Genomic DNA, 22,700 nt, shown 5'->3' on the forward strand with positions numbered 1-22,700 from the left:
GCAGCGGGTGCGCCGGGGTGGCACCTTCCGGGGTGGAACCTCAGCCGCCACCCGCGCCGTAGGCCGCCGCGATCTCCTGCGACGAGGCCCATCGGCTGTACGTCGGTGACTTGGGCCAGCCCGCGGGAGAGTCCTGCCACTCCTCCTGCCGCCCATACGGCAGGACGTCGATCAGGCCGAACAAGTAGCTGAACTGCTCGACGCCACGCCCGTCGGTGTGCCAGGTGCGGTACACCGTGTCGCCGTCGCGCAGGAACACATTGAGCGCGAACCCGGCGTCGGGCGGGGCGCCGACATCGGCGCCGAAGGGGCTGTTCGCGGTGGAGTACCACGTCATCGTGTTGCCCACCTTGCTCCGGTACGCGAGCGCCTCGTCGATCGGCCCCTGAGTGACGACGACGAACCGGGCGTCGAACTTCTCCAGGCCCGCGAGCCGCGTGAACTGGGACGTGAATCCGGTGCAGCCGGGGCACTGCCACGCGGCGCCCTCGTGCCACATGTGGCTGTAGACGATCAACTGCGGGTGCCCGCCGAAGACTTCCGCGAGCCGTACCGGGCCTTCCTCGCCCTCGAGCACGTACTCGGGCATCTCGACCATCGGCAGTCGGCGCCGCTGCGCCGCGATGGCGTCGAGCTCGCGCGTGGCCGCCTTCTCCCGGACCCGGAGGGCCGCCAGCTCCTTCTCCCACGTGGCGCAGTCGACGACGGGTGGAGTTGCGTTGCCGGTGCTGGTCATGGTGCCTCCGGACGACGGGGTGCGCTTCTCGCGCCTTCGCTGGTGTGGACCCTCCGGGTCGCCGGAACTCATCGCTCGGCGGGTGCTTTGCGCGCGAATTGCGCCGATTCCTTCCTACGTCAATGTGACCCACCTCACGTTACCGGCGGTATCTGAAACATGGTGTCGCAGGTAAATTGCGGGAACGCACATCTGTGGAACCACGCGTCTGAAGCACCGTCAGTGTCCCGAGCAGTACCGAGTAGGGGCCCGCGAGCGAGAGTGAGGACCCTCCGCAATGGAGCAACACCACGTCGACGTCATGGTCATCGGCGCCGGAATATCCGGCATCAGCGCCGCTGCCCACGTCCTGCGCGATCAACCCGGCGCGTCACTGGTCGTGTTGGAGCGGCGCGCCCGGGTCGGCGGCACCTGGGACCTGTTCAAGTACCCCGGCATCCGCTCCGACTCCGACATGCCCACCTTCGGCTTCGGCTTCCGCCCCTGGCGCGACGCCCGCATCCTCGCCGACGGCGCGCAGATCCGGCAGTACGTCGAGGACGCCGCCGCCGACCGCGGCGTACTGGAACGCATCCGCTTCGGGCGCCGCGCCCTCAGCGCCAACTTCTCGCACGAAACCGGTCGTTGGGACGTCGAGGTCGAGGACGAGACCACCGGCGAGCGCGAGTCGTACAGCGCCGGCTACCTCGTCGGCGCGACCGGCTACTACGATTACGACCGGCCCTACCGCCCCGAGTTCCCCGGCGAGGCCGACTATCAGGGCACCCTCGTCCACCCCCAGCAGTGGCCCGAGGACCTGGACTACAAGGGCAAGCGCGTCGTCGTCATCGGCTCCGGCGCCACCGCCATCACCCTGCTGCCTGCGATGGCCGACGACGCCGCGAGCGTCACGATGCTGCAGCGCTCACCCACGTACGTCCTCACCCTGCCGAAGATCGACCCGCTCACCTCGGTCATGCAGAAGCTGCGCGCCCCCGCCCGGCTCACGCACAAGGTGGTCCGCACCCGCAACATCGCGCTGCAGCGCGGGAGTTACGCCTTCTGCCGCAAGTACCCGAAGCTCGCCCGCAAGGCGCTCCTCGGCCTCGTACGGGCCCAGGCGGGCAAGGGCGTCGACATGCGGCACTTCAGCCCCACGTACAAGCCGTGGGACCAGCGGCTGTGCGTCGTGCCCGGCGGCGATCTGTTCAAGGTGCTCAAGAGCGGCAAGGCGGACATCGCTACCGACCACATCGACACCTTCACCGCCGACGGCATCCGCCTGAAGTCCGGCGAGGAACTGAAGGCCGACATCGTCGTCACCGCGACGGGCCTGAGCGTCCGCCTCATGGGTGGCATGGACCTGACCGTGGACGGCGCCCCGGTGGATGTCACCAACCGCGTGCTCTACAAGGCGGTTCTCCTCGAGGGCGTGCCCAACATGTCCCTCGTCATCGGGTACACCAACGCCTCCTGGACCCTCAAGGCGGACCTCGCGGCCGACTACACCGCCCGCCTGCTGGCCTATATGCGGCGGGGCGGGCACGACATCGCCACGCCGGTCGCCTCCGACGGTGACCGTTCCCAATTCTCGGTCATGGGCGAGGCGTTGACCTCCGGGTACATCACGCGGGCCGACAAGGTCATGCCGCGCCAGGGCACCCGCGACCCGTGGAAGCTGTGGAACAACTACTACCGCGACCGCGCCATGCTCCAGGACGCCGCCATCGAGGACGCCCCCCTGCGCTTCGAGAAGGCGGGCCGGAAGACGGGCGAGACGGCCCGCGCCGAGGAACCGACCCGCGCCGCCTGAGAGTCCGCGGAGTCCGCCCGCACCGACCCGCCCGCACCGCCCGGCCCAGCACCCGCGCCACCGACAACCGAGGATCGAGGACGAAGATGACCCCGAACCTGTCCAAGAAGGACTACGACGACCGGCTGCGGACCCTGTCCGAGGGCTCCGTCAACGTCAACTTCAACGCCTTCGTCGACATCAAGTGGGACGACCCCGAGTTCGCCGTGGACACCGACGACCCCCGCTGGGTCCTCACCTCCGCGGACGCCCTTGGCGCCCACCCCTGGTACCAGAAGCAGCCGCTGGAGACGCAGATCCGCATCGGGATCTGGCGCTGGGCGGTCATCGCCAAGGTGGGCATGCAGTTCGAGAACCTGCTGATGCGCGGGGCGCTCGACTACATCTACCAACTGGGCAACCAGAACCAGGAGTTCAGGTACCTCACCCACGAGATCACCGAAGAGACCCACCACACCCAGATGTTCCAGGAGCTGGTCAACAGGACCGGCGTGGACACCCCCGGCGGCAAGCGCTGGTTCCGTCAACTCAGCCGCGTGCTCCCGCTGTTCGGCTCCCTCTACCCCGAGGCGTTCTTCACCGGCATCCTCGCCGGCGAGGAGCCCATCGACCACCTCCAGAAGGGCGCCCTGCGCAGCGGCGAGCCCGTGCACCCGCTGCCCCAGCGGATCATGCAGATCCACATCGCGGAGGAGGCCCGGCACATCTCCTTCGCCCACGAGTTCCTGCGCCTGCGCGTCCCGCGCTACGGCAAGGCCCGCCGCGGCGCCCTGTCGGTCCTCTTCCCGCTCATCATGCGGATCCTGTGCGACGTCATCATGATCCCGGACAAGAAGTCCGCCGACATCGTCGGCATCCCGGACTGGGTGATCAAGGAAGTGTTCTGGAAGTCCGACGCGGGCCAGAAGATGCTCGTCGAGCTCTTCTCCGACGTGCGGATGCTCGCCCAGGACATCGGCCTGATGAACAAGGTGTCACGGCCGCTGTGGCGGGCGCTGCGCATCGACGGCCGCCCCGCGCGCTTCCGCGGCGAGCCCGCGCCACTCGCCGACTGAACACCCCACCCCGCACCGCCCTGTCGTAGAACGCCCGAACGGAGACCAGCCCGCCGTGCCGTACGTCGTCACCCGATCCTGCTGCGCCGACGCCTCCTGCGTGCTGGCCTGCCCGGTCAACTGCATCCACCCCGCGCCCGGCGAGCCCGGCTTCGCCACCGCCGAGATGCTGTACGTCGATCCGCGCACCTGCGTGGACTGCGGCGCCTGCACCTCGGCGTGCCCGGTGGACGCCCTCAAGCCCCACACGAAGCTCACCGAGGGCGAGTTGCCGTTCCTGGAGCTCAACGCGTCCTACTACAAGGAGAATCCGCACGCCGACCGCGCGCCGATGTACGTCGTACCGAAGCAACGCGCCCTGCCGGAGGGCGAGTTGAGCGTGGCCGTCGTCGGCGCGGGGCCCGCCGGGCTGTTCGCCGCCGACGAGCTGCTGCGCCACCCCGGCGTCCGCGTCACCGTCTTCGACCGGCTCCCCACCCCGTACGGTCTCGCGCGGGCCGGGGTCGCGCCCGACCACCAGGACACCAAGCAGGTCACCGAGCTCTTCCGGGCCATCGAGTCGCAGCCCGGCTTCGGCTACCGGCTCGGCGTCGACATCGGCACCGACATCACCCACGCCGACCTGCTGCGCGAGCACCACGCCGTGATCTACGCGGTCGGCGCCGCCACCGACAAGCGGCTCGGCATCGAGGGTGAGGACCTGCCCGGCAGCGTCTCCGCCACGGACTTCGTCGCCTGGTACAACGGCCACCCCGACCACGCCGCCGACCCGCACCCCCTCGACACCGAACGCGCCGTCGTCGTCGGCAACGGCAACGTCGCCCTCGACGTCGCCCGCATCCTCACCGCCGACCCCGAGGCCCTGGCCCGCACCGACATATCCGACCGGGCGCTCGCCGCGCTGCGGACCAGCAAGGTCCGCGAGGTCGTCCTCCTCGGCCGCCGCGGCCCCGCCCAGGCGGCGTTCACCGTCCCCGAACTCCTCGCCCTCGCCGCCCTCAAGGACGTCGACGTCACGGTCGAAGGCCGGCCGGAAGACCTCGCACCCGACGCCACGGACAAGACGCGGCTGCTCGCGGAGCTGGCCGCCCGCACCCCGGTCGAGGGCCGCCGCCGCATCGTGCTGCGCTTCCTGACCAGCCCGGTGCGGCTCACCGGCGAGGACTCCGTACGCGCCCTGGAGATCACCCCCACCGAACTGCGCACCGACGACGACGGCACGGTCCGCGCCGTCCCCACCGGCGCCACCGAAACCCTGGAGACGGGCCTCGTCCTGCGCTCCGTCGGCTACCGCGCCCGCCCCGTACCCGGCCTGCCCTTCGACGAGGCGCGCGCCACCGTGCCGCACGAGGGCGGCCGCGTCGAGCCCGGCGTCTACGTAGCGGGCTGGATCAAGCGCGGCCCGAACGGCTTCATCGGCACCAACAAGACCTGCGCCCACGAGACGGTCGAGTCCCTCCTCGACGACTTCGCCGCGGGCCGCCTCACGGGTCCGGCCTCCGCCGTCGGCGTGGCCGCGGACGCCCTGGGCCTGGACGCCTGGCGCGCGATCGACCACGCGGAGCGCGCGGCGGGCGAGGCCGAGGGCCGACCGCGCGTCAAGCTCACGGACACCGAGTCGCTGCGCCGCGCCGCCCAGGCGGAGCCGACGGCCGTCCCCGGGGTGCGCTGAACCGAAGGCCCGCGCTCACGCCCCTTCCAGATCCGCCACGCGCTGCTGCGGCGACAGCTCCATCCCCAGGTCCCGCAGCGTCGCGTCGAGAACCGCCCACACCGAGCGGCACAGCATCGCGCGCAACTCCTCCTTGGACAGCTCGCGTTCCGGGTCGCGCACCCACTGGTTGACGGCGGTGTCCACGAAACCCACGATGCCGACCGCCACCGAACGGATCGGCGCCTCGGGCACCCCCAGCGCCTTGAGTACGTCCCCGAAGCGCTCGCTCAGCATCAGCGCGATGGCCGTCTTGGTGTCGGCGACCAGAGAGCCGTCCCCCATCGCGTGCTCGCCGACGCCCATGTAGACGTACAGGCGCGGGTGCTCGGCCACCCAGTCCAGGTGCGCGCCCACCACCCGCCGCACAGACTCCTCGATGGTGCCCTCGAAGCTGAGCGTGGGCTCCATCCGGCGCATGAACGACTGCACCACCCGCCGCCGGATCAACTCGTCGAGTCCTGCCCGGTCCTTGAAGTGCCGGTAGAGCACCGACCGCGGCAGGCCCACGCGCTCCGCGAGGCGCTGCACCCGGAAGGGCGTGCCCTCCTCCTCGATGAGCGCGACCGCCGCGTCCACCAACTCGCCCTGGCGCTGCGCCCTGTGCTCGTCCCAGCGGGTGGAGCGGCCGTCGCGGCCGGCGCGCTCTTCGCGTTCGTCGATCCGCGGCCCACCGCCGGTTCTGTCAGCCATCGCCCCAGGATATCGGCCATTCGAACACCCGGGTGCCCACCTGGGACCCAGCCCCCTCGCCGTGCGCCGCTCGCCCCCTCGGGTCAGTCTGGAAGGGGGCGGGCAGCAAGGGACGACAGCAGCAAGGGACGACAAGGGAGCGCACGTATGGCGGGCCATGTGCTGGTCGGGGCCGACGGGTCCGAGTCGAGTCTCGACGCGGTGGCGGTCGCGGCCCGGGAAGCACGACAGCGCGGCCTCGGGCTGCGGATCGTGCACGCCTTCATCTGGCCGCTGATGAAGGCCCCGGTCGGGGCGGCGGCGGAGGCGCTGCGCGGACAGGCCGACACCATCGTCTCGGGCGCCGTGCAGCACGCGCGCGCCACGGAGCCCGACCTCACGGACGTCGAAGGCGAGGTCGTCACGGGCGAGCCGCTGAGCATTCTCGCCGTCCGCTCGGAGCGCGCCGACCTGGTCGTCGTCGGCAGCCGCGGCCTGGGCGCCTTCACCGGCCTCCTGATCGGCTCGGTCGCCGTCCACCTGGCGGCCCACGCGCACTGCCCCGTCCTCGTCGTCCGGGGCCGCGCCGCCCCCGAGGGCCCCGTGGCGGTCGCCGTCGACGGCTCCGGGGACGCGGGCGCCGCACTCGACGCGGCGTTCTCCGAGGCCGCCCGCCTCGGCAGCGCACTGCTCGCCCTGCACGTCTGGAACACCTGGACGGCCGACGGCCAGGAACGCCCCCACGCGACGGCCCCGCTGGTCTCCAACCTCGACGACCTGCGCAAGGACGCCGAGCTGACCCTCACCGACGCGCTCGCGCCCGGCCAGGCGGCACACCCCGACGTCTCCGTGGAACAACGCGTCCTTGAGGGCAGGGTCCGCCCGGCCCTGATCGACGCGTCGAAGGAGTCCCGGCTGCTCGTCGTGGGCGCCCGCGGCCGCGGCGGTTTCCAGGGCCTGCTGCTCGGCTCGGTCAGCCAGGCCCTGCTGCAGCACGCGCACTGCCCGGTCCTCGTCGTACGAGGATGAGGCGCGGGCAGCCGCTGACGATCGCCCCGGTTCCGGTGGCCGGGGTCAGTGCTTGATGCCGACGCCCGCGAGCAGGCTGATCTCGGCGTCCGCGATCTCCGTACCGGCGTCGGGGGAGTCGGGCCGCCAGCGGTGGCAGCAGATGATGCCGGGCTCGATCAGGTCCAGGCCGTCGAAGAAGCGGGCGACGTCGGCGTGCGAGCGGAACTGCACCGGAGTCCCGGAGTTCGTGTACGCCTCCGCCACGTTGTTCCACGTGACCGGGTCGAAGTCCGGCGTGCAGTGGTTCATGGCGAGGGCGCTGCCCGGCGGGAGCGGGTCGAGCAGCCGGCGGACGATGGCGTACGGGTCGTGCGGGTCCGTGACGAAGTGCATGAGGGCGTTGAGGGACAGCACGATGGGCTGCTTGAAGTCCAGCACCTCGGCGTCCTCCACGCGGTCCATCAGCGCGTCGGGATCGGTCACATCGGCTTCTACGTAGTCCGTACGCCCCTGCGTCGTGCTGCGCATCAGGCGCTCGGCGTACTTGAGGACGAGCGGGTCGTTGTCCGCGTACACGACGCGGGCGTCGACCGCGACGGACTGGGCGACCTGGTGCAGGTTCGGCTCGGTGGGGATGCCCGTGCCGATGTCGAGCCACTGCCGGATGCCGTGCTCCTGCGCGAGGACACGCGTGGCGCGGTGCATGAACGCCCGGTTCTCACGGGCGGTGACAGGGAGGCCGGGGTGGGCCTTGGCGGCGACCATGGCCGCCTCCTTGTCGACCTCGAAGTGGTCCTTGCCGCCGAGGAAGTAGTCGTACATCCGGGCCGAGTGCGCCCGGCTCGTGTCGAGGCCCCGGCCGGCCTGCCTGGTGCTCATGTGCTTCCCTTCACGCGTATGTCTGTCCGCCGCCGGGTCACCCGGCGGCCAAGTGATCGGCGAGGCCCTGCTTCACCCCGCGTACGAACGCGGCGATCTCCTCCGGCGTGTAGATCAGCGCCGGGCCCGCCGGGTCGGTCGACTGCCGCACGGCCACGCGGCCGTCGGCGAGCAGCTTCGTCTCGACGCACTGACCACCGTTGGGCCCACTCCACGGGCGCTCCCAGCCCTGCTCCCCGAGTTTGCGGGCCGGCATCCCGTTGTAGACGCCCTCGTCGGTGACCGTCATGAATACTCCTTGCGCATACGGTTCAAGAGCGCCCTGCTGTCGTCGGACGACGTCAGCAACGCCATCCGGGAGTGCGCCTCCAGATGGGCGACGACGTCCGGGCGCTGGTCCAAGTAGACGGAGGCGGAAAGCAGTTCGCTGTAGACGATGTCGGGCAGCTCGGGTTCCTCGAACCGGAAGTACGTGAACGGGGCGCATGCCCCGACGTGCGCACCGGCCGAGAAGGGCACGATGTCCAGGCTGATGTGCGGGAGTTCGGACATGTCCAGGAGCCGCTCGATCTGTTCCCGCATGACGTCGTCGCCGCCCACCTCCCGGTGCAGGACGGCCTCCTCCATGACCACCCACAACGTGGGCGCGTCCGGCCGCTCCAACAGGCCCTGGCGGCGCAGCCGCAGGGCCACGCGCCGCTCCAGGTCCTCCTCGGTGCCGTTCGGCAGGCCGCCGCGCAGCACCGCGCGCGCGTAGTCGGGAGTCTGCAACAGGCCCGTCACGTACTGGGGTTCATAGGTGCGCAGGGTCTTGGCGTCCGTCTCCAGACTGACGTACGCGGTGAACCAACTGGGCACGGCGTCGCGGTAGGAGTGCCACCAGCCCGGCTCGTTGGCCCGCTCCGCCAGGTCGACGAACTCCTCGATCTCCTGGCGGTCCGCGCCGAACGTCTCCAGAAGCTTCTCTACGTAGAGCGGCTTCAGCGCGACCTCGGCCTTCTCCAGCCGACGGATCGTCAGAGGCTTCACGCGCAACGCCTTCGCCGCGTCCTCCAGCGAGGCACCCGCCGCCAGCCGCATGTCCTGCAGCCGACGGCCGAGGATCATGCGCAGCACGGTCGGTGCGCTGCTCGCGCTGGAACGGGCTTCCGTCACGCCCAACCTCCTGAGGGAACATCAACAAGACCATTCTGGCAGTCAGTTCATGACGACGCCAGGGTGATACCCGGCTTGCTGAAATTATCAGGGAGTCGGTTGCAGCGTGTGCGCGATCACGCGCATAGTGAAGGCACATGAAGGCGCGTTTCACCTACAGGAGGCGTCCATGATTTCCCGCGGCGACACCGCAACTCCCGCCGTGCTGTACGTATGCGCCGACCGGGCCCCGGGTGTGGTCGGGTCCGCCACACAGTGCGCGCAGGCGGAAGGCCGCGCCTTCGCCCAGGAACGCGGCCTCACGATCGCCGAAGTCGTCACCGACACCTACGGCGAGCCCGACCCCGCCCAGCGCCTCGGGTGGCGGCGGGTGCGGCAGTTGGTGCAGAAGGGGCACGTCACCGCGGTCCTGGTCCGCTGGCCCAGCGCCATCGCCCCGGAGTCCGCGCACGAACTGCGACACCGCGAGACCACCTGGCTCCAGGACCACGGCGTGCGCGTGCGGTACACGTGGGCGCCCCTGACCTCCATGAGCGGCGAGGCACGCTGACCGCTCCCGCCGCGCCTCCCGACGGCTACGCTTCGGTGAAGCGGCCGAGGTGCCGGTCCAGGAACCGGCAGCCGTCATCGAGTTCGAACCACGGCGTGCCGATGTGCCCGCCCGGGTTGGCGTGCAGTGTCTTCTCCCTGCTGCCGAACGCGTCGAACAGTTCCAGGGCCCGTTGCCGGGGGTTCCCCTCGTCGTCCCACTGGAGGAGGAACAGCAGCGGGATGCTCACCCGCCGCGCCTCCTCGCGCTGGGTGCGCGGCACATACCCGCCCGCGAAGAAGCCCGCCGCCACGATGCGCGGCTCCACCACCGCGAGGCGGATGCCGAGGGCGGCCCAGCCGCCGGAGTAGCCCACCGGGCCGCGGACGTCCGGCAGTTCGAGGAGGGCGTCCAGAGTGGTCCGCCACTCCGGGACGGCGCCTTCGACCAGCGGGCCGATGAGCGCCTCGAAGTGTTCGTCGACCGGCTCGCCCGCCCGCATCGCCCGGCGGAGTTCGGACCTGGCGTGCTCGGCGGCGGCGGAACGGGGCCGGTCCCCGCAGTCCGCGGCGTCGATCGTGGCCACCGCGTAGCCGCGCGACGCGGTGTACCGGGCGCGGGCCACCAGCCGCGGGTCCGCCATGGGCAGGCCGTTGTTGTGCGACATGAGGACCAGCGGGGCGGGGCGGCCGGGGGCGGCGGATCCGGGGGTCCACAGGGTGCCGGGGATGTCGCCGAGGGTGAATGAGCGCTCGACGACTGCGCCGTCGCTGTCATCAAGGCGTTCTTCGGAAGTGAAGTGGAGATGCATGGTCGTGCCTTTCGGGAGAGCACAGGAACGGCGCTCCCGGACGACGACCTATCGCCCGACCGTGACCTCGGAGGAGAGCACCCACGTCGATACGTTCACGGGTACCACCTCCTCGTTCTGCTGCACGGCCTCGGCAAGGGTAGCCCACGGCTCACCCACGGACCGGCCGTCGGGGCCTTTGTCCCTGTTGTGAGCCGACGGGAGTCGTTTTAATTCCCTCATGACCGACAGACCGGTGCCGGTCCGTCGGTCGCATGGGCTTCGAACCGGACCTCGCGGATCGCCCCGCACCCACTCTCCGAACCCCCTGATCCCCACCCCTCCCACCCGATGCCAGGAGTTGCACCTCATGGTCCCCCATCCGTCTGACGCCCGGCAACTGCGTCATGGTGCCGCGCGGTGAGCGCCTGTCCATGGCCAACCACACCGACCGGCCCGCCGTCCTGCTCGCGGTCCTCACCCGCAGCGACTTCGTCGACGGCCTGCCGCGCTCGCGGCGCCGGGCCACGCGGGCCCCGCGCCACCTCGCCGTAGCGGCGTGATCACGCCCCCGCGTCCCGCAGCAGCGCCGCGATCTCGTCGTAACCGCGCTGTTCGGCGTGGGCGAGCGGGGTGACACCTTCGCCGTCCGCCAGCTTCGGGTCGGCGCCGCCGTCGAGCAGCAGGGAGACGACGCGCTGGTGGTCGCGGCCGCCGTCGCCGAGGATGATCGCCTCCAACAGGGCGGTCCAGCCGAGGTTGTTGACGTGGTCCACGTCCATGTCGGTGCCGCGCAGCACCTCGCGCACGTAGTCGGCGTGGCCGTGCTCGCCCGCGGGGATCAGCGACGTACCGCCGTACCGGTTCTCCAGTGAGTAGTCCGGGTCGGCGGGGACGAGGGCGCGGGCCATGGCCGCGCTGCCCGTGACCCCGGTGACCAGCCAGGCGCTGTCGTCCTGTTCGTCCTGCGCGTCCGGATCGGCGCCCGCCGCGACGAGGACCTTCGCCGCCGCCACATGGTCGCCGAGCGCGGCGAGCAGCAGCGGGGTGCGGCCCCGGTCGTCACGTACCTCCGTGTCGGCGCCCGCGCGCACCGCCGCGCGGACCGCGTCCGTGTCACCGTCCCGCGCGGCGCTCAGCAGGTCGGCGGAGGACTCCGGCGAGGCGGCGGGCCGGGACCGTTCGCCCGAAGCGCTGGACGAGCTCTTCGGGGACCGGGTGTCCGTCCCGGCGTCGTCCGGCGCCGCGGTGCAGGCCGCGACGAAGGCGAGCGCGCCGACCGTGACGGTGCCGTACAGGCGGGTGCGTAGGCGGCGGTTGGTCATCGCGCGTACCTCCGTCGGGTGTGGTGCGTATAGGAGTAGGGCGTTGTCACGATCCTGACCCGTGGTGTGCGCGGGAGGCGTCGCCCCGTCGGGTACGTGCCGTGCGCAAGGGGACGACCCCGATGTCGTCCGATCGGTCGATGCGCGCCGGTCACGGTGGGTGTCTTGATCGCGAAATCGGGTGGACCGGTGCGGATGGGGCGTGCGACGGTCCTGGCATGGATGCCCCCGACTCGTGCGAGTCTTTCGAGTCCTTCGAGTCCTTCGACGGGACCGACGTCGCCTACCGGAGGTTCGGCGACGGGCCGCCCGTGGTCATGGTCCATGGCTCCGGCGGCGGTCCGCACTCGTGGCGGCCGGTGGCCGAGCACCTGGCCGACCGGTTCGAGCTCTGGCTGCCGGCCCGCCGCGGGTACGCCCCGAGCGGCCCGGGCCGTTACGCCAAGCGCTTCGCCGACGAGGTGGGGGACCTCGCGGCGCTGATCTCCGGAATCGGCCGCCCCGTCGATCTGGTCGGCATGTCCTACGGCGCGAATGTCGCCCTGCACGCCGCCGCTGCGGAGGCCGGGCTGCCGATCCGTTCCCTGGTGCTGTGGGAGCCGCCGTTGTACGCGGCGGGTGAGCAACTGGAGCCTGTGCTGCGCGAGTTCGAGGAGCTCAATGCCAAGGGGGAGCGGCGGCGGGCCGACCGGCTGCTGGCCGAGAAGGTGGCCCGTGTCCCGGCCGCGCTGCTGGAGCTCATGGACGCGGGTGAGTCGGCGGACGACGAACCCGACGAGGCGCCCGGCTGGTGCCGGGACCTCGAATCGCTGGTCGCCGACTCGGTGGACGTGGCACGCTGGTCCGCCGTCACCGTACCCACCCTGCTGATGCGCGGCGCGGACACCTGGCAGCCGATGCCGGACACCCTCGACCGTCTCGCGGCCGCGCTGCCCCATGTCACGTACACGACGGTGCCCGGCCAGACACACTTCGCGCCGTCGCTCGTCCCCGAGGCCGTGGCGGCGGAGATCGGCGGGTTCCTGTCCCCGCCCGTGAGGTAGACGTCGCTGACGAAGACGCCGGTGTTGCCGGAGTCGTCGTCGGTCTTCGCCCACCAGAGGTTGGTCCACGTGCCGTGGGTGTCCCGGTGCCGGAGTCGTACGAGGTGGCTGTGGACGGTGCGGCGCCCGCCAGCACCACCGAGGCCACGGCGGCGTCGATCGTGCCACGCCGCCGCCCGCCTCCCCAGCCGCACCGTCTCCGGCACGGCCATTCAGTACACGCCGAGGTCCTTGGCCCAGGTCACCACGTCCGGCACGCTCGCGTTGCCGCCGCACACCACCAGGCCCAACTCGGCGTCGGCGCCGACGCGCTCCCGTACGAGGCGGGCCGCGGGCAGCAGGCAGCCCGCGGCGGGCTCGGTCCAGAGCTTCGCGTGCTGGGCCAGGTCGAGGGTGCCCCGGACGGCCTCGGCGTCCGTCACCGTGAGGACCTCGGTGACCAGGGCGGAGACATGTTCGTACGTGAGTGGGGACACGGACGGCGGGGCGAGCGTCGAGACGATCGACGACACCTCGACCGGAACCGGGCCCCCTGCGGCCAGCGCCTCGGTCATGCACCGGGCGCCCTCGGTCTCCACACCCCAGACGCGGACCCCTGGCCGCAGCCCCCGCAGCGCGGTGGCGACACCGGACACCAGGCCGCCGCCCCCGATGCTGACGAGCACGTCGGTGAGTTCCCCTGCGTCCCGCGCGAACTCCAGGCCCACCGTGCCCTGCGCCGCGACCACGACCGGGTCGTCGAAGGGGTGCACCAAGGTGTGTCCCGCGGCCCGGAGTTCGCCGGCGAGGGCGAACGCCTCCTCCACGGTGTCGGTGATGTGCACGCTCGCCCCGGCGGCCTCGGCGGTGCTCCGCGCGGCCGCGGGCGCGGAGCGCGGCATCACCACGGTCGCCTTGATGTCCAGCAGACCGGCCATCGTGGCGAGGGCGATGCCGTGGTTGCCCCCGCTGACCGTGACGACACCGGCCGCCCGCTCGGACGCGTCGAGCGCGAGCAGCTTCGCCGTCGCGCCGCGCACCTTGAACGAGCCCGTGTGCTGCAGCAGTTCCAGTTTCAGCGTGGTCGGCACACCCAGCAGCGCGGAGAGCCCGGGGCTCGGCACCGTCGGGGTCCGCACGACATGCCCGGAGATCCGCTCGGCCTGCGCCTCCACGTCCGCGACAGTTATCAACACATCCGCCTCCATCACACGATCCGCACAGCGCGATCCGCGACGCGCGGACCGCACCTCACGGTCTCTATCCCATGATCCGCGCGGCCCGCCACCCCGTTTCGGCCGACCGCCGCCGAACCCCCGTGCTGAGTCCGCGTACGCGTGGCGACTCCCCGGCGACTCCCCGGCCCGCCGCGTCAACTCGCGCTCCCTGTGTCGAACATGACGACCCGTGACCGATCGATTACGGTGTGCGGGTGATCGGATCCCGTATCGGCCCTGCCACCCCCTCCGGGCGGTGGGGTCGGCTGGTGTCCGTGATCGGGTTCGTCGTGGTCGTCATCGCGCACCTCGCCGGTACCGTGCACGCCTCCACCCCGGCCGGCGGTCACCTCGATGTCACGGTCACGGCCTGCGGCCACCACGGGGCGGCGCAGTCGCCGGGGCAGGCCGCCGCCCCGGGGCCCGCGCACCACCACTCCGCCGGAGACGGGCACGTCGAGCACCTCGCCGACCGGCCCCGCGCGTCGGGGCCCACCGGTCCGTCCCTGTCCGGCCCCGACGCGCCTCCGCTCACTCCGCTCGCCCTCGCCACCACCACCCACGGCCCGGGCGTCCCGGACGGTCATCCGCCCGACCGGCCGCCCCGCCCATCCTCCGGCGGGGCCGCCCACCTGCTCCTCTGCGTCTGGCGCCAATAGCCGATCCGATCCCGCACGCCGACAGCGCGCACCCGCGTCCGCGTCCGCGTGCCCACGTGTCATCACGCCAGGATCGACCCACCGCCTCGCGCCGTCACGCGCGCCGGGCGTCAAGGAGCCGTACCTTCATGGACTTCATGGAACTGTCCCTGCGGGGCCCGGCCGGAGCGCTCGCCCCGGCCCCCTTCTCCGCCCGCCGCCCCGCCCAACTCGTGGGCAACACGCCCGTGTTGTGGATCGACGAGCCGTTCGCCCCGGCAGGGCGCGGCTTCCACGCCAAGCTGGAGGGCGCCAACCCCGGCGGCATCAAGGACCGGCCGGGCCTGCACATGGTCCGTGAGGCGCGCCGCCGCGGCGAACTCGCCCCCGGCGCCCCCGTCGTCGAATCCTCCAGCGGCACCCTCGGCCTCGGCCTCGCCCTCGCCGGACTCACCTACGGCCACCCGGTGACCGTCGTCTCCGACCCCGGCATGGAACCGGCGATGGTCCGCCTGCTCGCCGCGTACGGCGCGAGCGTCCAACAGGTCCGCGAACCGCACCCCGAGGGTGGCTGGCAGCAGGCCCGCCGGGAGGCCGTCGCCGTGCTCATGGCCCGCACCCCGGGAGCGTACTGCCCGGACCAGTACCACAACCCCGACAACGTAGCCGCGTACGCGCCCCTCGCCACCGAGCTGATCGCCCAACTCGGCCGCGTGGACGTACTGGTGGCGGCCGTCGGCACCGGCGGCCACTCCGCGGGCACCGCGCGTGTGCTGCGCGAGACGTTCCCCGGGATGGCGCTCATCGGCGTCGACGCGACCGGATCCGCGATCTTCGGGCAGCCCGCCGGGCCCCGCCTGATGCGCGGCCTCGGCTCCAGCATCCACCCCACGAACGTCGACTACGCCGCGTTCGACCAGGTCCACTGGGTCGCCCCGCATGAAGCGGTGTGGGCGGGACGCCAACTCGCCTGCGCGCACTACGCGTCGGGCGGCTGGAGCGTCGGCGCGGTCGCGCTCGTCGCGGGCTGGGCGGCACGGGTGCACCCGCCGGGCACCCGCGTGGCCGCGATCTTCCCCGACGGCCCGCACCGCTACCTGGAGACCGTCTACAACGACGACTGGTGCGCCGGGCACGGACTCCTGGGCCACCAACCACCCACCGAGCCGGACGAGATCGCCGAGCCCGACGCGTACGAGATCACCTCCTGGACCCGCTGCGACAAGATCCGCGACCCCCTCGGCCGCCCCACCGAGAAGAGCCGGGCCACCCCACAGCACACCCCCGCCGCGAAGGACGTCGTCCGATGAGCAGCTTCCGCGCCCAGTTCACGTCCTTCAACCGGCCCGCACGCCTCCTGATGGTGAATCAGTTCGCCATCAACCTCGGCTTCTACATGCTGATGCCCTACCTCGCAGACCACCTCGCGCACGGCCTCGGGCTCGCCGCGTGGACCGTCGGTCTGGTGCTCGGCGTCCGCAATCTGTCCCAGCAGGGCATGTTCCTCATCGGCGGCACACTCGCCGACCGCTACGGCTGCAAGCCGATGATCCTCGCCGGGTGTGTGCTGCGCACGGTCGCGTTCGCGCTGCTCGGACTCGTCGACTCGCTGCCCGCGCTGATCGCGGCATCCGCGGCGACCGGGCTCGCCGGGGCGTTGTTCAACCCTGCGGTGCGGGCGTACCTGGCCGCCGACGCGGGGGAGGAGCGAAGGGTGGCGGCGTTCGCCACCTTCAACGTCTTCTACCAGGCCGGCATCCTCGTCGGCCCGCTCGTCGGACTCGCCCTGCTGGCCTGGGACTTCACGGCGGTGTGCGCGGCAGCGGCGGTCGTCTTCGGCGGCCTGACCGTACAGCAGTGGCGAGCGCTCCCGGCCCGCGCGCCGAAGAACCGTACGGCGGAACCCGCGTGGCGTGCCGTCGCACGGGACTGGCGGACCGTCGCGGCGAACCGGCCGTTCCTGCTGTTCGCCGCCGCGATGACCGGCTCGTACGTCCTCGCCTTCCAGGTCTATCTGGCGCTGCCCCTGCGTGCCCGTGAACTCTTCGGTGACCGTACGGGGTTGGTGACCGGAGCCGTCTTCGCCGTGTCGGCGCTGGCCGCGCTGTCGGGGCAGCTGCGGCTCACCGCGTGGGCGAAGCGGACGATGTCCGGGCCGCGCGCCATCGCCTACGGGCTCGCGCTGATGGGCGTCGCCTTCCTGCCGCTGCTGCCCCGCGCCGAAGGACCGGTGCTCGGCGTCCTGGCGTTGACCGCGTGCGCGGCGCTTCTCGCGTGGGGCGGGGCGCTGCTCTACCCCTTCGAGATGGACACCGTGGTGCGCCTGTCGGGTGACCGCCTCGTCGCCACGTACTACGGCGCGTACAACACCGCGTCCGGCATCGCGATCTCCCTCGGCAACCTGGCCGTCGGGGCCCTCTTCGACACGGGTGTCGCGTGGCTTCCGTGGGTGTGTCTGGCGGCGACGGGGCTGCTGTGCGGGGCGGCGGTGGCGTGGCTGCACCGGTCGGGACGGCTGCGACCGGTGCCGCGTGAAGGGGACTTGACGGTGACGGCGGCCTGACCGGAACACGGGGCGCGAGACACGGCCTGCCGGTACAAGGGAGCCTCGTACCGGCAGGCCGTCCGTCACAGCATCAGCAGCGTCCGATGCGCCGCCTGCCCCGTGTTCCGCAGCGGCCGCACCGCGAGCCGCATGAGCACCAGTACGTTGTCGTCACCGGCCACACGGTTCGTGGAGAGCTCGCCGCACGAGAGGCACTCGTGGACGATCAGCCATTCGCCGTCCGGGCGCGCGGACACCGTCAGCGCGGTCATCCGCCCGCGGCACGGCGACGCCCGGTCACCGGGTATCCGGGCGTCCACGTGCAGGCTGGCCAGGCAGTTCGGGCAGTGGTTGCGATGGCCGCTGCCCGGCGCGTCCAGTGACACCTCAAGACGGCAGCCCACACACCGGAAGTCCCGGGCGCGGTGTCCGTCCCGCTGGTCGTGGAGCACGTCCTTGTCCCGCTGACGCCGCCGCCCGGAGTCGTACCGGTCGGATGTCCTGTTGCGGCGCGGCATCACAGTGTCCCGAACGCTTCGAGAGGGAACGGTGGTTGGGCCAGCGGCCGCACCGCCATCCGCATCAGGACCAACTGGTTGTCATCGGGGCTCACCGGGTTCGAGGTGAGCTCGTCGCACCGAACGCAGCGGTGGACGATCATCCAGTCGCCGGTCCTGAGCACGGCGATGGCGATCGGCGACATCCGGCCGTGGCACTCGGTACGGCCGCCGTGGACGTGGTCCAGGACATGCCGCGAGTGCAGACACGAAGGGCAGTGGTTACGGGTCCGCCCGTCCGGGTCGGTGCTGGTCACGGTAAGGCCGCACCAGGCGCAGACGAAGGTGCTGACCTTGAGGGTGGGGCTGGGATTGGGGCTGGGGGTGTTGCTGGGGCTTGGGGTGTGCTCGGACACCGGGTGCTCCTTGCTGGGGAGTTGGTCATCGACAGCAAGAGCAGGCCGAGTGGCCTCGACGGCTGAATCGGTCGGCTACCCGCGGTGTGCGCACGGCACGGCGGGGCGAGGCGCACTCGGCGCGGTCCGGGTCATCAAGTACACCCTCTCGGTGGGCCACAGGGCCCGGTCGTTCGGCCGCACGGGCAAGGAGCGCCGGTGCGGAAGCAGCGGAGCCAGCCTAGGCAGGCCCGCGCCGCGTACGCGACCCAATTAATTCCGCCACCGGGCACACCACGTAGGCGGTGACGGCGGTGACGGCGGTGAGGGAGGTGAGGGAGGCGTTCGAGGGGGCAGGTGCGGGCATCGTGACCGTGGCCGTAATGATGGTGGCCGGGCCCGGCTGCCTGCGGGCCCTTCGAACCCTAGGTGTGATGGGCGGGTGAGCGGGATCGTGGTCGGCGAACCGACGGCGGTGGGCGAGCGGTGTGCGGGCGGTACGGGGCGGGAGGGCGAGCCGGGGCGGGCGGGTGAACCGGGTCGGGCGGGTGAACCGGGCCCGCAGGTCGCGTTCGGCCCGCTCGGCAAGGGCGAGAACGTCTCCGTGGCCGAGACGGACACCCCTGGAATCTTCGAGGGGCACTGCCACTCCGGGCGCGCCGCCGGCCGCGGTTACGGCGGCGCCGCCCTCGCCCAGACTCTCGCCGCCGCCCACCGCTCCGTCGCCGACGACGGCCGGGTCGTGCACTCGCTGCACGCCTACTTCCTGCGCCCGCTGTCCCCGGAGCGGCCGGTGCGCTACATACCCGAGACGGTCCGCGACGGCCGCAGCTACTCCGTGCGGCAGATCACCGCGGAGCAGGACGGCAAGGAGGCGCTCACCATGAGCGTCTCCTTCAAGGTGCCGCAGCGGGGCGGCAGTTGGCGCGGCCCCGGCATGCCGGACGTGCCGGGGCCGGAAGGGCTCGCCAGCGGCTGGGCGTACCGGCCGGCGGATCATCCGCTCCGTACGTCCGTGGAGTACCGGGAGGTGCCGCGACCCGCCGCCGCGTCCGTCACCGGGGAGGTCACACGTCAGGCGTGGATGCGCACCGTCGGCGCGCTCCCCGACGACCCGGGCCTGCGCGCCTGCGTCCTCGCCTACATGTCCGACGCCCCGCTCGCCCCGACCGCCCTCGTCCCCTACGGCGAACCCCGGCCGAAGGGCGTCGTCCTCGCCTCCCTCGACCACGCGATGTGGTTCCACCGGCCCGCCGCCCCGGACGAGTGGCTGCTGTACGAGTGCCGCAGCCGGATGGCGGGCGACGGACGCACCCTGGCGTACGGCGAGTTCTGGAGCCGGGACGGCGAACTCGTCGCCTCGGTGACGCAGGAGGCGCTGCTGCACTTCCGCCACTCGGCGTGAAGCAGATCACCCCGGTTCGCGGGTTCTGGACAGGGTTCGCCGTACAGACATAACTTAACGATCGTTCGACGCGGGAGTCTGCGGCACAGGTACATCAATGGCACCACGCACCGTCACCCACTCGAAGGAGTCGCCGTGCGCCGTACGGTGTTCAACGAGGACCACGAGGCGTTCCGTCGGACGCTTCGGGACTTCATCGCCAACGAGGTCGTTCCCGTCCACCACGAGTGGGAGGAGCAGGGGCATCCGCCGCGCGACTTCTACCGCAGGCTCGGCGAGTTGGGCGTTCTGGGGATCCAGGTGCCGGAGGAGTTCGGCGGGGCCGGCGAGGCCAGCTTCAAGTTCGCGGCCGTCGCCGCCGAGGAGACCACCCGCGCGGGCGTCTCCTTCGGCAACTACTCGGTGCACTCGAACCTGATCCTGCCGTACCTCATCACGTACGCGACGCGGGAGCAGAAGGAGCGCTGGCTGCCCGGCTTCGCCACCGGCGACCTCATGACCGCCATCGCGATGACCGAGCCGGGCACCGGATCCGACCTTGCCAACATCCAGACGAAGGCCGAACTGTCCGCCGACGGCACGCACTACGTCCTCAACGGCGCCAAGACGTTCATCACGGGCGGCGCGCTCGCCGATCTCGTCCTGGTCGTCGCCCGCACCGCCGCCTTCGATCCGGAGGACCGCCGCGCCGGACTGTCCATCCTGTGCGTGGAGTCGGCGAGCGAGGGCTTCTCCGTCGGCCGCAAGCTGCGGAAGATCGGGCTCAAGGCCTCGGACACCGCCGAACTCGCCTTCGTGGACGTCAAGGTGCCGGTGGAGAATCTGCTCGGCGAGGCGGGCAAGGGCTTCTCGTACCTGTCGCACAACCTCGCGCAGGAGCGGCTGACCATCGCCATCGGCGGCGCCGCGACCGCCGCGGCCGCGCTGCGCTTCGCCACCGACTACGTGAAGGAGCGCACCGTCTTCGGCAAGCCGGTCGCCCACTTCCAGAACACCAAGTTCGTGCTCGCCGAGTGCGCCACCGAGGTCGAGGCCGCGCGGCTGATGGCCGACCGGGCGCTCGAACTGCACGACGAGGGCGAGCTGTCGGTCGCCGACGCCGCGAAGGCGAAGCTGTTCTGCACCGAGGTCGCCGGCCGCGTCATCGACAAGTGCCTTCAGCTGCACGGTGGTTACGGCTACGTCACCGAGTACCCGATCGCCCGCCTCTACGCCGACACGCGTGTCTCGCGGATCTACGGGGGCACCAGCGAGGTCATGAAGACCATCATCGCCAAGTCGCTCGGCCTTTGAGTCTTCCGGCCGAACTCCCCCTGTACAGAAGCCAGGATCCACAGAAGGGAACCGACATGCAGATCGACGCCACCTCCTCCGCCCTCGTCACCGGCGGCGCCTCCGGCCTCGGCCGCGCCACCGCCGAGCGCCTCGCCGCCTCCGGCGCCCGCGTCGTCATCTTCGACCTGCCCAGCTCCGACGGCGAGAACGCCGCCAAGGAGATCGGCGCCACCTTCGTCGCCGGTGACGTCACCAGTGAGGCCGATGTCACCGCCGCGATCGGCGCCGCCACCGCGCTCGCCCCGCTGCGCATCACCGTCAACTGCGCGGGCATCGGCGGCGCGGGCCGTACCGTCGGCAAGGAGGGCCCCTACGACCTGGACGCGTTCCGCAAGGTCGTCGAGGTCAATCTGATCGGCACCTTCAATGTGATCCGGCTCGCCGCCCAGGCCATGAGCGGCAGCGAGCCTCTCGACGGCGACCGCGGCGTCATCGTCAACACCGCCTCCGTAGCGGCGTTCGACGGGCAGATCGGCCAGTGCGCGTACTCGGCGTCGAAGGGCGGCATCGTCGGCATGACCCTGCCGATCGCCCGCGACCTGGCGCGCGCGAACATCCGCGTGATGACCATCGCGCCCGGCCTCTTCGAGACGCCGCTGCTCGGCCGCCTCCCGCAGGAGGCCAAGGACTCGCTCGGCGCCCAGGTGCCGCACCCGGCGCGCCTCGGACAGCCCGCCGAGTACGCGCGGCTCGCCGAGTCGATCGTCACGAACCCCATGCTGAACGGCGAGACGATCCGCCTCGACGGCGCGATCCGCATGGCCCCGAAGTAGCCATCGGCGCAGTGATCGGGCTCAACCCACCGACGTATCCAAGGAGTTCAGCATGCGTGACGCAGTGATCGTCGACGCCGTACGCACCCCCGTCGGCAAGGGCAAGCAGGGCGGCGCCCTCTCGGGCATCCACCCGGTGGACCTCTCCGCCCACGTCCTGAGGTCGCTGGCCGAGCGCAACGGCCTCGACCCGGGCACCGTCGACGACGTCGTCTGGGGCTGTGTCTCCCAGGTCGGCGAGCAGGCGGGCGGCGTCGGCCGGTACGCGGTGCTCGCCGCCGGGTGGCCGGAGTCCGTGCCGGGCCTGACCATCGACCGGCAGTGCGGCTCGTCCCAGCAGGCCGTGCACCAGGCCGCGGCGGGTGTCATAGCGGGGCAGTACGACATCGCCGTCGCGGGCGGCGTCGAGTCCATGTCCCGGGTCCCGATGGGGTCCACGCGGGCGGGCGGCCAGGTCGGCGAGCCGTTCGGGCCGCTGGTCGGCGAGCGCTACGACCACTTCCGGTTCAACCAGGGCATCGGCGCCGAGATGATCGCCGAGGAGTTCGGCCTGACGCGCGCCGAGCTCGACCGGCACGCCGTCGACTCGCACGAGCGGGCCGCCCGCGCCATCGACGAGGGCCGTTTCAAGGAGCAGATCACCGCGGTGACCCTCCCGGACGGCACCGTCTTCGACACCGACGAGGGCGTGCGCCGCGGCAGCGGCGTCGAGGCGCTCGGCGGCCTGAAGACCCCGTTCAAGGAGAACGGTGTCATCTCGGCGGGCAACGCCTCGCAGATCTCCGACGGCGCCGCCGCGCTGCTCGTGACGACCTCGGAGATCGCGCGGCGCAACGGCTGGACGCCGCTCGCGCGCTTCCACACCGGCGTCGTCACCGGCGTCGACCCGATCACCATGCTCAAGGGCCCGATCCCCGCCACCGCCAAGGCACTTGAGCGGTCGGGCATCGCCCTCGACGAGATCGGCACGTACGAGATCAACGAGGCGTTCGCGTCCGTCTCGCTCGGCTGGCAGCGGCAGACCGGCGCCGACTACGAGCGCCTCAACCCCAACGGCGGCGCCATCGCCCTCGGTCACCCGCTGGGCGGTTCCGGCGCCCGCCTGATGACGACGCTCGTGCACCACATGAAGGACAACGGGATCCGCTACGGACTGCAGGCCATGTGCGAGGGCGGCGGCATGGCCAACGCCACGATCCTCGAAAGGCTCTGACCCCG

At 71.7% G+C, this 22,700-nt stretch carries 24 protein-coding genes; 14 read left to right on the forward strand and 10 right to left on the reverse strand.

Features of this window, described 5'->3' with window-relative positions:
- Window positions 1–40 precede the first annotated feature (40 nt).
- Complete coding sequence (locus RBJ65_RS32560; protein WP_306320322.1) at window positions 41–736, reverse strand: DUF899 family protein; 696 nt, start codon at window positions 734–736, stop codon at window positions 41–43.
- Between the two features lie 277 nt (window positions 737–1,013).
- Between RBJ65_RS32560 and RBJ65_RS32565 the strand changes: the two genes are divergently transcribed.
- The 3 genes from RBJ65_RS32565 to RBJ65_RS32575 all read left to right on the forward strand — a co-directional run bounded on the left by RBJ65_RS32565 (window position 1,014) and on the right by RBJ65_RS32575 (window position 5,255).
- The gene (locus RBJ65_RS32565; RefSeq protein ID WP_306320321.1) at window positions 1,014–2,528 is read left to right on the forward strand and encodes an NAD(P)/FAD-dependent oxidoreductase; all 1,515 of its coding nucleotides are present in this window, start codon (window positions 1,014–1,016) and stop codon (window positions 2,526–2,528) included.
- Between the two features lie 86 nt (window positions 2,529–2,614).
- Window positions 2,615–3,583: a diiron oxygenase gene (locus RBJ65_RS32570; protein WP_306320320.1), complete on the forward strand. Its 969-nt coding sequence runs from the start codon at window positions 2,615–2,617 to the stop codon at window positions 3,581–3,583.
- A 55-nt stretch (window positions 3,584–3,638) separates the two neighbouring features.
- Window positions 3,639–5,255, forward strand: coding sequence for an FAD-dependent oxidoreductase (locus RBJ65_RS32575; protein WP_306320319.1), 1,617 nt, complete (start codon window positions 3,639–3,641; stop codon window positions 5,253–5,255).
- Between the two features lie 15 nt (window positions 5,256–5,270).
- On the opposite strand, the gene RBJ65_RS32580 is transcribed toward RBJ65_RS32575, so the two are convergent.
- Window positions 5,271–5,987, reverse strand: coding sequence for a TetR/AcrR family transcriptional regulator (locus RBJ65_RS32580; protein WP_306320318.1), 717 nt, complete (start codon window positions 5,985–5,987; stop codon window positions 5,271–5,273).
- A 147-nt stretch (window positions 5,988–6,134) separates the two neighbouring features.
- Between RBJ65_RS32580 and RBJ65_RS32585 the strand changes: the two genes are divergently transcribed.
- Window positions 6,135–6,995 carry a universal stress protein gene (locus RBJ65_RS32585; protein ID WP_306320317.1) on the forward strand — a complete coding sequence of 287 codons (861 nt, stop codon included), beginning with the start codon at window positions 6,135–6,137 and terminating at the stop codon, window positions 6,993–6,995.
- 45 nt (window positions 6,996–7,040) lie between these two features.
- Here RBJ65_RS32585 and RBJ65_RS32590 read toward each other — a convergent pair whose 3' ends face one another.
- The 3 genes from RBJ65_RS32590 to RBJ65_RS32600 are packed head-to-tail and all read right to left on the reverse strand — an operon-like array spanning window position 7,041 to window position 9,011.
- Window positions 7,041–7,856, reverse strand: a complete 816-nt coding sequence (locus tag RBJ65_RS32590) for an SAM-dependent methyltransferase (RefSeq protein ID WP_306320316.1) — start codon at window positions 7,854–7,856, stop codon at window positions 7,041–7,043.
- A 37-nt stretch (window positions 7,857–7,893) separates the two neighbouring features.
- Window positions 7,894–8,145 carry a DUF397 domain-containing protein gene (locus RBJ65_RS32595; protein ID WP_306320315.1) on the reverse strand — a complete coding sequence of 84 codons (252 nt, stop codon included), beginning with the start codon at window positions 8,143–8,145 and terminating at the stop codon, window positions 7,894–7,896.
- Window positions 8,142–9,011, reverse strand: coding sequence for a helix-turn-helix transcriptional regulator (locus RBJ65_RS32600; protein ID WP_306320314.1), 870 nt, complete (start codon window positions 9,009–9,011; stop codon window positions 8,142–8,144). The genes RBJ65_RS32595 and RBJ65_RS32600 overlap by 4 nt, the downstream gene beginning before the upstream one ends.
- 169 nt (window positions 9,012–9,180) lie before the next feature.
- Here RBJ65_RS32600 and RBJ65_RS32605 point away from each other — a divergent pair, with 169 nt between their 5' ends.
- A complete protein-coding gene (locus RBJ65_RS32605) occupies window positions 9,181–9,561 on the forward strand; it encodes a hypothetical protein (protein WP_306320313.1) in 381 nt (126 codons plus the stop codon).
- 25 nt (window positions 9,562–9,586) lie between these two features.
- On the opposite strand, the gene RBJ65_RS32610 is transcribed toward RBJ65_RS32605, so the two are convergent.
- The gene (locus RBJ65_RS32610; RefSeq protein ID WP_306320312.1) at window positions 9,587–10,351 is read right to left on the reverse strand and encodes a dienelactone hydrolase family protein; all 765 of its coding nucleotides are present in this window, start codon (window positions 10,349–10,351) and stop codon (window positions 9,587–9,589) included.
- Window positions 10,352–10,764: 413 nt separating this feature from the next.
- Between RBJ65_RS32610 and RBJ65_RS32615 the strand changes: the two genes are divergently transcribed.
- Window positions 10,765–10,893: a hypothetical protein gene (locus tag RBJ65_RS32615; RefSeq protein WP_306320311.1), complete on the forward strand. Its 129-nt coding sequence runs from the start codon at window positions 10,765–10,767 to the stop codon at window positions 10,891–10,893.
- Here the strand turns inward: RBJ65_RS32615 and RBJ65_RS32620 are convergent, their stop codons facing one another.
- A complete protein-coding gene (locus RBJ65_RS32620) occupies window positions 10,894–11,655 on the reverse strand; it encodes an ankyrin repeat domain-containing protein (protein ID WP_372341316.1) in 762 nt (253 codons plus the stop codon).
- A gap of 218 nt (window positions 11,656–11,873) precedes the next feature.
- Here RBJ65_RS32620 and RBJ65_RS32625 point away from each other — a divergent pair, with 218 nt between their 5' ends.
- Window positions 11,874–12,698 (forward strand): alpha/beta fold hydrolase, encoded by an 825-nt coding sequence (locus RBJ65_RS32625; protein WP_372341315.1) that lies wholly within the window; start codon window positions 11,874–11,876, stop codon window positions 12,696–12,698.
- Between the two features lie 212 nt (window positions 12,699–12,910).
- Here the strand turns inward: RBJ65_RS32625 and RBJ65_RS32630 are convergent, their stop codons facing one another.
- Window positions 12,911–13,885, reverse strand: coding sequence for a threonine/serine dehydratase (locus RBJ65_RS32630; RefSeq protein WP_372341314.1), 975 nt, complete (start codon window positions 13,883–13,885; stop codon window positions 12,911–12,913).
- A 224-nt stretch (window positions 13,886–14,109) separates the two neighbouring features.
- Between RBJ65_RS32630 and RBJ65_RS32635 the strand changes: the two genes are divergently transcribed.
- The 3 genes from RBJ65_RS32635 (at window position 14,110) to RBJ65_RS32645 (ending at window position 17,095) form a co-directional block, all read left to right on the forward strand.
- Complete coding sequence (locus RBJ65_RS32635) at window positions 14,110–14,553, forward strand: hypothetical protein (RefSeq protein ID WP_306320309.1); 444 nt, start codon at window positions 14,110–14,112, stop codon at window positions 14,551–14,553.
- Between the two features lie 128 nt (window positions 14,554–14,681).
- Window positions 14,682–15,842, forward strand: a complete 1,161-nt coding sequence (locus RBJ65_RS32640) for a PLP-dependent cysteine synthase family protein (RefSeq protein ID WP_372341313.1) — start codon at window positions 14,682–14,684, stop codon at window positions 15,840–15,842.
- On the forward strand, window positions 15,839–17,095 hold the full coding sequence (locus tag RBJ65_RS32645; RefSeq protein ID WP_306320308.1) for an MFS transporter: 1,257 nt from the start codon (window positions 15,839–15,841) through the stop codon (window positions 17,093–17,095). Before RBJ65_RS32640 ends, RBJ65_RS32645 begins: the two co-directional genes overlap by 4 nt.
- A gap of 65 nt (window positions 17,096–17,160) precedes the next feature.
- On the opposite strand, the gene RBJ65_RS32650 is transcribed toward RBJ65_RS32645, so the two are convergent.
- Together RBJ65_RS32650 and RBJ65_RS32655 are read right to left on the reverse strand one after the other, a co-directional pair.
- Window positions 17,161–17,595 carry an RNHCP domain-containing protein gene (locus RBJ65_RS32650; protein ID WP_306320307.1) on the reverse strand — a complete coding sequence of 145 codons (435 nt, stop codon included), beginning with the start codon at window positions 17,593–17,595 and terminating at the stop codon, window positions 17,161–17,163.
- Window positions 17,595–17,990: an RNHCP domain-containing protein gene (locus RBJ65_RS32655; RefSeq protein WP_306320306.1), complete on the reverse strand. Its 396-nt coding sequence runs from the start codon at window positions 17,988–17,990 to the stop codon at window positions 17,595–17,597. The genes RBJ65_RS32650 and RBJ65_RS32655 overlap by 1 nt, the downstream gene beginning before the upstream one ends.
- Before the next feature lie 421 nt (window positions 17,991–18,411).
- Here RBJ65_RS32655 and RBJ65_RS32660 point away from each other — a divergent pair, with 421 nt between their 5' ends.
- From RBJ65_RS32660 to RBJ65_RS32675, 4 genes are all read left to right on the forward strand, one after another.
- Complete coding sequence (locus RBJ65_RS32660; RefSeq protein WP_306320305.1) at window positions 18,412–19,374, forward strand: acyl-CoA thioesterase II; 963 nt, start codon at window positions 18,412–18,414, stop codon at window positions 19,372–19,374.
- 135 nt (window positions 19,375–19,509) lie between these two features.
- Complete coding sequence (locus RBJ65_RS32665; protein ID WP_306320304.1) at window positions 19,510–20,667, forward strand: acyl-CoA dehydrogenase family protein; 1,158 nt, start codon at window positions 19,510–19,512, stop codon at window positions 20,665–20,667.
- A gap of 56 nt (window positions 20,668–20,723) precedes the next feature.
- Window positions 20,724–21,482, forward strand: coding sequence for a 3-hydroxyacyl-CoA dehydrogenase (locus RBJ65_RS32670; protein WP_306320303.1), 759 nt, complete (start codon window positions 20,724–20,726; stop codon window positions 21,480–21,482).
- 52 nt (window positions 21,483–21,534) lie between these two features.
- The gene (locus tag RBJ65_RS32675; RefSeq protein WP_306320302.1) at window positions 21,535–22,695 is read left to right on the forward strand and encodes a thiolase family protein; all 1,161 of its coding nucleotides are present in this window, start codon (window positions 21,535–21,537) and stop codon (window positions 22,693–22,695) included.
- Window positions 22,696–22,700 lie beyond the last annotated feature (5 nt).

Origin of the sequence: Streptomyces sp. KL109B, assembly GCF_030766935.1 — a bacterium.
Lineage (GTDB): Bacteria > Actinomycetota > Actinomycetes > Streptomycetales > Streptomycetaceae > Streptomyces.